This is a genomic window from Streptomyces viridochromogenes DSM 40736, assembly GCF_000158955.1.
Lineage (GTDB): Bacteria > Actinomycetota > Actinomycetes > Streptomycetales > Streptomycetaceae > Streptomyces > Streptomyces venetus.
In genome coordinates, this window is the sequence record NZ_GG657757.1 from 2,709,605 (window position 1) to 2,720,066 (window position 10,462).

The 10,462-nt window shown below is 73.2% G+C and carries 11 protein-coding genes and 1 pseudogene; 9 read left to right on the forward strand and 3 right to left on the reverse strand.

All coding sequences use genetic code 11. The features are described from left to right. The 4 genes and pseudogenes from SSQG_RS11865 to SSQG_RS11880 all read left to right on the forward strand — a co-directional run bounded on the left by SSQG_RS11865 (window position 1) and on the right by SSQG_RS11880 (window position 2,535). Window positions 1-919 (forward strand): annotated as a pseudogene (locus SSQG_RS11865) (hypothetical protein). Further along, window positions 916-1,137, forward strand: a complete 222-nt coding sequence (locus SSQG_RS11870; RefSeq protein ID WP_003990001.1) for a Trm112 family protein — start codon at window positions 916-918, stop codon at window positions 1,135-1,137. Before SSQG_RS11865 ends, SSQG_RS11870 begins: the two are co-directional and overlap by 4 nt. Further along, window positions 1,134-1,961, forward strand: a complete 828-nt coding sequence (locus tag SSQG_RS11875; protein WP_039932449.1) for an FkbM family methyltransferase — start codon at window positions 1,134-1,136, stop codon at window positions 1,959-1,961. Before SSQG_RS11870 ends, SSQG_RS11875 begins: the two co-directional genes overlap by 4 nt. Continuing rightward, window positions 1,927-2,535: a hypothetical protein gene (locus SSQG_RS11880; protein WP_003990003.1), complete on the forward strand. Its 609-nt coding sequence runs from the start codon at window positions 1,927-1,929 to the stop codon at window positions 2,533-2,535. Before SSQG_RS11875 ends, SSQG_RS11880 begins: the two co-directional genes overlap by 35 nt. Before the next feature lie 77 nt (window positions 2,536-2,612). On the opposite strand, the gene SSQG_RS11885 is transcribed toward SSQG_RS11880, so the two are convergent. Continuing rightward, window positions 2,613-4,001, reverse strand: a complete 1,389-nt coding sequence (locus SSQG_RS11885; RefSeq protein ID WP_003990004.1) for an MFS transporter — start codon at window positions 3,999-4,001, stop codon at window positions 2,613-2,615. Window positions 4,002-4,067: 66 nt separating this feature from the next. Further along, window positions 4,068-4,946, reverse strand: coding sequence for an ATP-grasp domain-containing protein (locus tag SSQG_RS11890; protein WP_003990005.1), 879 nt, complete (start codon window positions 4,944-4,946; stop codon window positions 4,068-4,070). Between the two features lie 155 nt (window positions 4,947-5,101). Here SSQG_RS11890 and SSQG_RS11895 point away from each other — a divergent pair, with 155 nt between their 5' ends. Next, window positions 5,102-6,178 (forward strand): MerR family transcriptional regulator, encoded by a 1,077-nt coding sequence (locus SSQG_RS11895; RefSeq protein ID WP_003990006.1) that lies wholly within the window; start codon window positions 5,102-5,104, stop codon window positions 6,176-6,178. A 25-nt stretch (window positions 6,179-6,203) separates the two neighbouring features. Here SSQG_RS11895 and SSQG_RS11900 read toward each other — a convergent pair whose 3' ends face one another. After that, window positions 6,204-6,911 (reverse strand): FadR/GntR family transcriptional regulator, encoded by a 708-nt coding sequence (locus tag SSQG_RS11900; protein WP_039932451.1) that lies wholly within the window; start codon window positions 6,909-6,911, stop codon window positions 6,204-6,206. A gap of 199 nt (window positions 6,912-7,110) precedes the next feature. On the opposite strand from SSQG_RS11900, the gene SSQG_RS43985 reads away from it, so the two are divergent. The 4 genes from SSQG_RS43985 to SSQG_RS11915 form a co-directional block, all read left to right on the forward strand. Further along, a complete protein-coding gene (locus tag SSQG_RS43985; protein ID WP_425314991.1) occupies window positions 7,111-7,671 on the forward strand; it encodes an SLC13 family permease in 561 nt (186 codons plus the stop codon). Beyond that, window positions 7,632-8,534, forward strand: a complete 903-nt coding sequence (locus tag SSQG_RS43990; RefSeq protein WP_425314992.1) for an SLC13 family permease — start codon at window positions 7,632-7,634, stop codon at window positions 8,532-8,534. Before SSQG_RS43985 ends, SSQG_RS43990 begins: the two co-directional genes overlap by 40 nt. Window positions 8,535-8,581: 47 nt before the next feature. Further along, window positions 8,582-10,027: an acyl-CoA synthetase gene (locus tag SSQG_RS11910; protein ID WP_003990009.1), complete on the forward strand. Its 1,446-nt coding sequence runs from the start codon at window positions 8,582-8,584 to the stop codon at window positions 10,025-10,027. Beyond that, window positions 10,020-10,462 (forward strand): carboxyl transferase domain-containing protein (locus SSQG_RS11915; RefSeq protein WP_003990010.1); only part of this gene is annotated, 443 nt, incomplete at its 3' end. The genes SSQG_RS11910 and SSQG_RS11915, both read left to right, overlap by 8 nt.

A 10,462-nucleotide genomic window follows, 5' to 3' on the forward strand; every position in this document is an offset into this window, starting at 1 on the left:
ATGTGGTGGAGGAGTGGCAGCGGCCTGCTCGCGAACACCCTGTACAGCCTGGGCTTCGTGCTGGAGAAACGGGCTGCTCACCGCCCTCCCCGAGGTGACGATCCGGGAGCCGGCCCGGCTGCTGCGCCTCGTCCTCGGCAGCCCTCTGTGGGTCGGCGGTTCGCTCTCCCTGGCCGCCGGTTTCGGAGCGCAGCTCGTCGTCTACCGCACGCTGCCGATCGCCGCCGCGCAGGGCATCTTCGTCTCCGGGCTGGTGCTGCTCGTGCTGCTGTCGGCGCGGCTGCTCGGGGAGGAGACGAGTGGCCGGGAGCGGTACGCGCTGGGCGCGATCCTGCTCGCGCTGCTGATGGTGGTGCTGTCGCTGCGCGAGGGCGCCGACTCCGTCGGCCAGGAGGCGCCCTATCCGTTGATCCTGCTGGTGTGCGTGCCGTCGCTGGCGGCCGGGGTGTGGCTGTACGGCTCCGCCGAGCGGCGGGCCCGTAACCGGCACCGGCGTCCGACGACCGGCGTCGAGTACGGCGTGGCGGTGGGCCTGCTGTACGGCGTCAGCTCACTGGCCATCAAGGGCGTGTCGAGCCGTCTGACGAGCCGCGGGATCGGCGGTGCGGTCCTGGACCTGCTGACCTCCCCGTATCCGTATCTGCTGTTGTTCACCGGTGTGTTCGGCCTGGTGATGTCGCAGGCGGCACTGCAGCGCTGCCGGGCCTCGCTGATCGTGCCGGTGTGCACGACCGTGACCTCCCTGTTCACGGCGGTGCTCGGCACGCTGTCGTTCGGCGAGGCCCTGCCGGGCGACCCGCTGCGGCTCGCGCTGCGGGTGGCGGGCACGGCCCTGGCCGTCGCCGTGCTGCTGACCATGCCGAAGCACGACACCGCTCCCCGACCCGCCCCACCCGCCAAGGAGTTGGCCTCACCGTGAAGCCCGACGACCCGCTGCTGAAGATCCTGGCCTGCCCGCTCGACAAGGGCCCGCTGCGTCTGCTGGCCCAGACGACCGAGCAGGAGGAGGCGCTGTACAACCCGCGTCTGCAACGCCGCTATCCGATCGTCGACGGGATCCCGCAGTTGCTGCCCTCCTCGGGCGAGCAGGTGCCGGACGAGGAGCACGAGGAACTCCTCAAGAGGATGGCGCCGTGACCAGTCTGGCCGCCCGCCTCGCTCCCCTCCTGCCCACCCGCCTGGTGGCCGCGACGGCCCGGGCGCTGTATCCCCGGTTCGAACCGGAGCTGGCCCGGCTCGCCGAACTGTGCCCGCCGGAGTGCGGCACGGCGGTGGACGTCGGCGGCTGGTACGGGCCCTGGACGCACCGGCTGTCCGGTCTCGCCGAGCACGTCGTGACGATCGAACCGGTGCCCCACCTGGCCCGGCTGCTGGCCGCCGAGGCCCCGCCGAACGTACGGGTCATCCGCGCCGCGGCCTCGGACCGGCCGGGCATCGCCCGGCTGTGGCTGCCGTCGGACGACGCGGGCGACCGGGGTGTGTCGTCGCTGGTGCGGCGGGACATCCACGGCCGGGCGCTGGACGTCCCGTGCGTCACGCTGGACGAGCTGGGTCTGCGCGACGTCGGCTTCGTCAAGATCGATGTGGACGGCAACGAGCCGGCGGTGCTGCGCGGCGCGACGGGCCTGCTGGCCCGGGACCGTCCGGCCCTGTTCGTGGAGCTGGAGTCCCGCATCCAGCCGATCGCGCCGGTGGTGACATACCTGTCCCTGCTGGGCTACGACGGCTGGGTGCTGCCCGGCGACACCTGGGTGCCGCTGGCGAAGTTCCCCCTGGAGGACCACCAGGCCGGTACCTCCCACGTCGTCTCCCACGGTCTGCTCCGCCGTGTGCTGCCCTCCCCCGTCCTGCGGGGCCCGCGCTACGTCAACTCGGTCCTCTTCCTGCCGGACGGCCGCCGCCCGGGCTCCGCCCCGGTGGGCGACGATGGGTCCCATGCCCTCCGGAAAGCGCCCCGCTAGCCCCTTCACCCCGCTCGACTTCCAACTGGTGCTGCTGCGCCGCATGGCCGACCACAACCCCGGCCTGGTGGAGGACGCCCGCCACGAGCTGGGGGTGTCCATCGCGGACATGCGGGAGGCGAACAGGCGCTGGCAGGCGATGGTCCGCTCCCCGCGCTCCCGGGCGCCCCTGTCCCGCTATCGCCAGGTGCTGGGCGAAGCGGAGTCCCGTACCGCCCGGCGGATCGGTGATCTCGACTGCGAGGCCTGGCTCTGGCCCGTGCCCCTCTGGCCGGACCTGCGGTTCGAGGTCCTGACCGCCCCGAACGGCGCCGTGTGGAACGAGTGGCTGGTCCGCGCCCCGGGCGCCGAGGTCCCCGGGCTGCGCACGCTCGACGATCTCGTCCCCTGGTCCTGCACGGTCGACGAGGCGGCCCGTGCCTTCGCCCCCGCCAGGCCCCTGGAGGGCACGGCACCGACCCGGTGGGGGCTGGCGTTCACCGCGCCGGACGCGCGGGGCGTGCGGCGGGACGTCGTCGCGGAGTTCACCTGGGGTCTGCTGCAGCGGGTGGGGGTCACCGGCCGTCAGGGCTGAGGCGCGCCCGACGCGGTCATCGTGACTTTCCGCCAAGTGGGCGATATGGGGCAGGAGTTCGTCCGGATACGTGAGCTCTAGGCCTGCTCGGGAAGCTCGGCCTGCTCGGGGCGCTCGGTCTTCGGGGGCACGCAGCGCCATGCGAGGCCCGCGGCGGCCAGGTAGGCCACCGCCCCGATGAGCATGCTGGTCCGGATCCCGGTGCCGTAGGTCGCGGCGGAGGCGAGCAGGCTGCCGCCGAGGGCGACGCCGGTGGCGCTTCCGACCTGGCGGGTGGTGTTGAACAGGGCGGAGGCGGCCCCCGAGTAGGCCTGGGGGGCCGCGCCCATCACGGTGGCGGTCGAGCCGGTGAGGGCGAAGGACGTGCCGAAGCCGGCGGCCATCATCGGGAGCACCAGGAGCCCGTAGGCGGGGTCGGCGCCCGCGGCGGCCCAGCCGGCCAGGCCCAGCGCGGCCAGGAGCATGCCGGAGACGACCAGCGGCCGGTCGCCGGTACGGCGGGTGAGCCGGCCGGACAGGACGGAGGCGAACATGGTCATCGCCACCGCCGGGAAGAGGGCGAGACCGGTGCCGAGGGCGCTGTAGCCGCGCTGGTGCTGGAACTCCAGGCTGGCGGTGAACACCATGCCGTAGAAGCCGAAGTTGAACAGCAGGCCGATGACGGCGCCGCCGCTCATGGCGCGTGAGCGCAGCAGGCTCAGTGGGAGGGCGGGAGAGCGCGCCAGCCGCTCGCGCAGGCCGAAGGCCGCGGCGGACAGCACGGCCAGGCCCAGTCCGGCGAGGACGGCCGGGTCGGACCAGCCGCGCCGTCCGGCCTCGTTGAGCGCCGCGGTCAGCAGCGCCACCGCCGCGACGACCGCGACCTGCGCCGGCCAGTCCAGGGCCCGGTCGGCGCGCCGGGGCGAGGGCGCCACGTGCCGCAGCGTCAGCGCCAGGCAGGCCGCGCCGACGGGCAGGTTGATGAGGAACACCCAGCGCCAGCCCACCGTGGAGACGAGCAGCCCGCCCAGCAGCGGCCCGGCGGAGGCCGCGATGCCCGCCATGGAGCCCCACAGCCCGAAGGCCCGCGAGCGTGCGGCCCGCTCCGGGTAGGCCTGCTGGATCAGGGCCAGCGAGCCGGGCACGATCAGTGCCGCGCCGAGCCCCTCCACCAGCCGGGCCACCACCAGGAAGGGGGCGTCGGGCGCGAGCGCGCAGGCCGCCGAGGACACGGTGAACACCACCACGCCCGCGCAGAACACCCGGCGGTTGCCGAGCCGGTCGCCGAGCGCGCCGCCGGTCAGCAGGAACCCGGCGAAGACCAGGGTGTACCCGTCGGTGATCCACTGGATGCCGGTGAGCGAGGCCGACAGCTCCCGGCCGATCACCGGAACGGCGACGTTGATGACCGTCACGTCCAGGATCACCATGAAGTACCCGGCGCACACCGCGAGCAGCGGTGCCCAGGAGTGTCGCTCGGAGGGCATGGAGCTACCACTACACCAAAAGCCCCAACGAGGGACGTATGCCCCACAGGTGGTGGTCCGTGGTGATCAGCCGGCGGCGGCCAGGATCGCCTTCACGACCAGCGGCACGGAGTCCGGGTGCAGCCACAGGAACAGGTTCGGCTCGATCAGCTCGAGTTCCATCACGCACGGCTCCCCGTCCTCGCCGGTGACGAGGTCCACGCGCGCGTACAGCAGCTCCGGCTGCCCGGGTACGGCGGCCAGGGCCCGCTCGGCGACGTCGAGTTCCGCCGCCGTCGGCTCCCAGGGGCGCAGGTCCGGGTGGGCGATCTTGTCGGCGTCGTACGGGGTGTCCGGCGCGAGGACGGCGCCCTTGCGGCTGGCGTGCAGCAGGCGTCCGCCGAAGAACTGCAGGGCCCGCTCGCCGTGCGTCTCGATGCCGGTGAGGTACGGCTGCACCATCACGGTGAACCCCTCGGCGTGCATCCGCTCGGCCTGCCGCAGGGCGGCGTCACGCTCCCCGGCCGGGTAGCGGGCGGCATAGCGCGCCCCCGCGCCGGAGGTGGGCTTCACGACGTACTCGTGGTCGGCGGGCAGCTCGACCGGGTCGCCGGGGGCGAAGTACCGGGTGGGCACGGCGGGCACCCCGGCCTCCGCGAGCCGGCCGAGGTACCGCTTGTCGGCGTTCCACCGCACGACGTCCACCGGGTTGACCAGCCGGGTCACCTGCCCGCACCGCTCGGCCCAGGCGGTGAACTCCTCGGCCCGCCAGCTGTAGTCCCAGGTGGACCGTATGAGGGCGAGGTCGAACCCGGCCCAGTCCACCTCGGGATCGTCCCAGTGGACGACGGCGGCCTCGGCCCCTGCCTCCCGCAGGGCGCCCGCGAGTACCGGCAGGTCCCGGTCCTTGCTCTCCTCGCCCCGGGGGTCGTAGGTGACGAGCGCGATGCGCGGGGTGCCGGCCACGGCGACTCCATCCTCGGACGAACGATCGATTCCGGCGCAGGCTAACAAGCCGCCCAGGAACCGCGACACCCTGTTGACCTTCACCTTCGGTGAAGCCCCAGCATCGGTGGCGGAACCAGGAGAGCGCGAGGACCGCGCGGAGAGCAGGGGGGCGCATGGACATGCTGACGATCGGCGCGTTCGCGAAGGCCTGCCGGCTCTCGCCGAAGGCACTGCGCCTCTACGACGAGCTGGACCTGCTCCCGCCCGCCCGGGTGGACCCGGACACCGGATACCGGTACTACGCGGTCACGCAGCTGGAGCGGGCCCGGCTGGTGGCGTGGCTGCGGCGGCTGGGCATGCCGCTGGCTGAAATCCGCGAGGTGTGCCGACTGCACGACCGTGACTCCACGGCCGCCGCCCGGGAAATCCGCGCCTACTGGGCGCGGGTCGAGGCGGAGACGGCGGTACGGAGGGACCTCGCCGCGTTCCTGGTCGATCACCTGACGGCGGACTCACCGGAGTCCGGAAAGGACATCACCATGCTGGAACTTCGTTACTCCGCCCACTCCGACACCGGCCGCGTGCGCCCGGCCAACCAGGACACGGCGTACGCGGGCACGCGGCTGCTGGCGGTCGCCGACGGCTTCGGGCCGGCCGGCGGGCCCGCGAGCAGTGCCGCCGTGGAGGCGCTGCGCTTCCTGGACACCGACGAGATCCCGGCGGGCGGGGTCCTCAACCTCCTGGAGGACGCGGTCCGGGGAGCGGCCGAGGCCGTCCGGGCCGTGGCCGACGGCGCCGACGACATCGGCACGACCCTGACCGCCGCGCTGTGGACGGGCTCCCGGCTGGCCCTGGTGCACATCGGCGACTCCCGCGTGTACCTGCTGCGCGACGGCGAACTGTTCCGGATCACCCACGACCACACGATGGTCCAGTCGATGGTGGACGAGGGGCGCCTGACCGCCGAGGAGGCCACGTCCCACCCCCAGCGCGCGCTGCTTCTGAAGGCCCTGACGGGCGGGGGCTCCGACGCGCTCCCGGACCTCCGCCTGCACGACGCCCGCCCCGGCGACCGGTATCTGCTGTGCTCCGACGGTCTGTCGGGCGTCGTCCCCGAAGACCGGATCCACGACCTCCTCACCTCGCGGATCACCCCGGACGAGACGGTCGAGGCCCTGGTCGGCGCGGCGAACGAGGCCGGCGGGCCGGACAACGTCAGCTGCGTCGTGGCGGACGTCGTGGCGGCGTGACCCGGACGCGGGTGTCAGCCGCGGCTCACGCCTCTTCCTCCGGCTCCCAGTCCAGCAGCCGCACCTTGGCCACCGTGCGGACGTGACGCCGCATGGCCGCGGCGGCCTGGCGGGGCTGCTGTGCGGCGATCGCGTCGAGGATGGCCTGGTGCTGGGACAGCGAGCGGGACGGGCGGCCGGGCTGGCGGAGGGACTCGGTGCGGCTCTCGGCGATCTGCTCGGCGATCGACCGCATGAACTCGGCGAGCAGACTGCTGTGGGCCGCCGCCGTCACGGCCGCGTGGAACAACCGGTCGCCCTCGACGCCGTGACCACCCGCCGCGATCTCCTCCGACATGTGGGCGAGCGCCGAGCGCATCGCGGCCACGTCCTCCTCCGTGCGTCGTTCGGCCGCCAGTTCGGCCAGCTTCGTCTCCAGCGCCTCCCGGGCCTCCAGCACGTCCGGGAGGCGCCGCCGGCGTTCGACCATGCGGTCGACGGGTTCGGTGTCGAGGCTGTCCCGGACGAGGTAGGTGCCACCGCCGTGCCGGGCCTCCACCAGGCCCTGGACCTCCAGCACCACGATCGCCTGCTTCACCGAGGCGCGGCTCACCCCGAGCCGCTGGGCCAGGTCCCGCTCGGGCGGCAACCGGTCGCCGGCGCGCAGGCCGCCCTCGGCGACATACTGGCGCAGCCGCTCCAGCACCTGTTCGTAGAGCCGCTGTTTCGTCATGGGGCGCAGGGCGTCGGTCACGGAGTCCCCCTCTCGTCGGGAGCGTAACACCGGCCTCTCGCACTGGCCGAGTGGCTGAACCAATTCTCGCCGGACCTCTTGACGCGCGCCCGGGCCGCGCCCACGCTGTTCGACCAACGCACCTCAAGTGGCTCAGCCACTCGTCCACTACCGACGGGGTGCTCCCAGTCAGCTCCGGGGCCCAAAGACGGGAGCCCGTATGTCCCCTGAACTCATCTCGATCCTCGTCCTCGTCGTGGTGTTCGTCATCGCCACCACTCGTTCCGTCAACATGGGCGCGCTCGCCTTCGCCGCCGCCTTCGGGGTCGGCGGGCTCGTCGCCGACCTCGACGCGGACGGCATCTTCGCCGGCTTCCCGGGCGACCTCTTCGTCGTCCTGGTCGGCGTCACGTACCTGTTCGCGATCGCCCGCGCCAACGGCACCACCGACTGGCTGGTGCACGCCGCGGTGCGGCTCGTGCGGGGGCGGGTGGCGCTCATCCCCTGGGTGATGTTCGCGCTGACCGGCGCGCTCACGGCGATCGGCGCGGTCAGCCCGGCCGCGGTCGCGATCGTCGCCCCGATCGCGCTGAGCTTCGCCGCGCGGTACGGGATCAGCCCCCTGCTGATGGGCGCGATGGTCGTCCACGGCGCCCAGAACAGGGCGGCTTCTCCCCGATCAGCATCTACGGCTCGATCGTCAACGGCATCGTCGAACGCGAGAAACTCCCGGGCAACGAGGTGGTCCTGTTCCTGGCGTCCTTCGCCGCGAACCTGGTGATCGCGGCAGTGGTGTTCGTGGTGTGCGGCGGAATGAAGCTGTGGTCGCAGGGGGCGGTGGAGGAGACCCCAGCTGCGGGCAGTCGTGCCGCTGGGGCGATGGGGGTCCCCCCTGCTCATGGGGGTCCCCCCTGTTCGAGCGCAGCCGAGAACTCGGGGGAGAAGCCGAGAGCTTGGGGGAGGGCGGGCGCAGCGGCATCTGGCACCGCCCGGCTGCGGACCGCCCCGACCTCAGCACCACCCAAGCTGAGCCCGGAATCAACCACCCTCACCCCGGCCCGCACCGCCACCCTCATCTCCCTCCTCGCCCTGGTCGTAGCCGTCCTGATCTTCGACCTCGACGCCGGCCTCACCGCCATCACCCTCGCCGTCCTCCTCAGCACCGCCTGGCCCGAGGCCAGCCGCAAGGCAGTGGGCGAGATCGCCTGGCCGACGGTCCTCCTCATCTGCGGCGTCCTCACCTACGTGGGCGTCCTCGACGAGATGGGCACCATCACCTGGGCCGGCGAGGGCGTGGGCGGCATCGGCATCCCCCTGCTCGCCGCCGTCCTGCTCTGCTACATCGGCGCCCTGGTCTCGGCCTTCGCCTCCTCCGTAGGGATCATGGGCGCCCTGATCCCCCTCGCCGTGCCGTTCCTGGAACGCGGCGAGATCGGAGCCGTCGGCATGATCGCGGCACTCGCCGTCTCGGCGACGGTCGTCGACGTCAGCCCGTTCTCGACCAACGGCGCACTCGTCCTCGCCGCCGCACCGGACGTCGACCGCGAGCGTTTCTTCCGGCAGCTGATGGTGTACGGAGGGATCGTGGTCGCGGTCGTCCCCGCGGCGGCGTGGCTCGTGATGGTCGTCCCCGGCTGGGGGTAGCGAGCCGATGACCAGTGGACAGGCAAACGTTTAAGGAGATGTGACGCGTGACCTCCCTCTTCCCGGCCCTGACCGGCGGCTCCTGTGACCGGCCCGCCGTACGGTTCGGCGAGCGCTCGCTGACCTACGGAGAACTCGCCGCCGCGGCCGGTGCGACCGCCGCACGCATCCGGGACGTCCGCCGGGTCGCGGTCTGGGCGACCCCCACCATGGAGACCGCCGTGGCCGTCGTCGCCGCGCTGCTGGCCGGCGTGCCCGCCGTGCCGCTCAACCCGAAGTCGGGTGAGAAGGAACTCGGGCACATCCTGTCCGACAGCGCGCCCGACCTGGTGCTCACGGCACCGGACGATCAACTCCCCGCCCCCGTGGGGGACCTGACGCGTCTCGACGTGGACGTGCACGGCACCGGCCCCGTCCCCGAGGACCACACCCGCGAGTCCGACCCGGCGCTGATCGTCTACACCTCCGGCACCACCGGCCCGCCCAAGGGTGCCGTCATCCCGCGCCGGGCGATCGCCTCGACCCTGGACGCGCTGGCCGACGCCTGGCAGTGGACCGGCGACGACGTACTCGTCCACGGACTGCCGCTGTTCCATGTGCACGGGCTGGTCCTGGGCACGCTCGGCCCGCTGCGGCGCGGCGGCTCGGTGCGGCACCTGGGCCGGTTCAGCACCCAGGGCGTGGCCCGGGAGCTGAGCGGCGGCGCGACCATGCTGTTCGGTGTGCCGACGATGTACCACCGCATCGCGGAGGCGGTGACCGGCGACCCCGACCTGGTCAAGGCGCTGACCGGGGCGCGGCTGCTCGTGTCGGGTTCCGCCGCGCTGCCCGTGCACGACCACGGCCGGATCGCGACGGCGACCGGGCGGCGCGTGATCGAGCGGTACGGCATGACGGAGACGCTGATGAACACCAGCGTCCGGGCCGACGGCGAGGCCCGCCCGGGCACGGTCGGTGTGCCGCTGCCGGGTGTGGAGCTGCGGCTGGTCGAGGAGGACGGCTCGGAGGTCACCGGGTACGACGGGGAGACCGTCGGCGAGATCCAGGTGCGCGGCCCGAACCTGTTCACCGAGTACCTCAACCGGCCCGACGCCACCGCCGCCGCGTTCACCGCCGACGGCTGGTTCCGCACCGGCGACATGGCGGTGCGCGACCCCGACGGCTACGTCCGGATCGTCGGCCGCAAGGCCACCGACCTGATCAAGAGCGGCGGTTACAAGATCGGGGCCGGGGAGATCGAGAACGCGCTGCTGGAACACCCGGGGGTGCGGGAGGCCGCTGTCACCGGGGAGCCGGACGACGACCTGGGCGAGCGGATCGTGGCGTGGATCGTCCCGGCGGAGCCCCAGTCGCCGCCGTCCCTCGACGAGTTGGCGGACCACGTGGCCGGGCGTCTCGCCCCGCACAAGCGCCCGCGCGTCGTCCACCACCTCGACGCCCTGCCCCGCAACGACATGGGGAAGATCATGAAGCGGGCGCTGGGCCATGGCTGAGCGGCTCTCCGCCCGCGAGGTCGTCGCCGCCGTCACGGACGACTCGACCTTCGCGGAACTCCCCTCGGTGATACGGGACGCCAAGCCGGACGGTCCGCTCGCCTGGCCGGGCTACGACGCCTCGCGCGCCCGTGCCGCCGAACGCACCGGCGAGCAGGAGTCCGTGGTGTGCGGCACCGCCCGCGTCGGCGGCGTCCGGGCCGTGCTGATCGCGTTCGAGTTCGGCTTCCTCGGCGGCTCGCTCGGCGAGCGCACCGGGGACCGGCTGGAGGCGGCGTACACGTACGCCCGGGAGCACCGTCTGCCGGTCGTGCCGCTGGTCGCCACGGGCGGCAGCCGGATGCAGGAGGGCATGCTCGCGCTGGCCCAACTCCAGCGGGTGGCCCGCCAGTCGGCACTGACCGGGGCGGCCGGTCTCGCCCAGGTCGCGGTGGT

Excerpts from the sequence above, each read along its gene's own strand:
- SSQG_RS11880 (WP_003990003.1), top strand. The coding sequence starts at position 1,927 with ATGGGTCCCATGCCCTCCGGAAAGCGCCCCGCTAGCCCCTTCACCCCG.
- SSQG_RS11885 (WP_003990004.1), bottom strand. The coding sequence starts at position 4,001 with ATGCCCTCCGAGCGACACTCCTGGGCACCGCTGCTCGCGGTGTGCGCC.
- SSQG_RS11895 (WP_003990006.1), top strand. The coding sequence starts at position 5,102 with ATGGACATGCTGACGATCGGCGCGTTCGCGAAGGCCTGCCGGCTCTCG.
- SSQG_RS43985 (WP_425314991.1), top strand. The coding sequence starts at position 7,111 with ATGTCCCCTGAACTCATCTCGATCCTCGTCCTCGTCGTGGTGTTCGTC.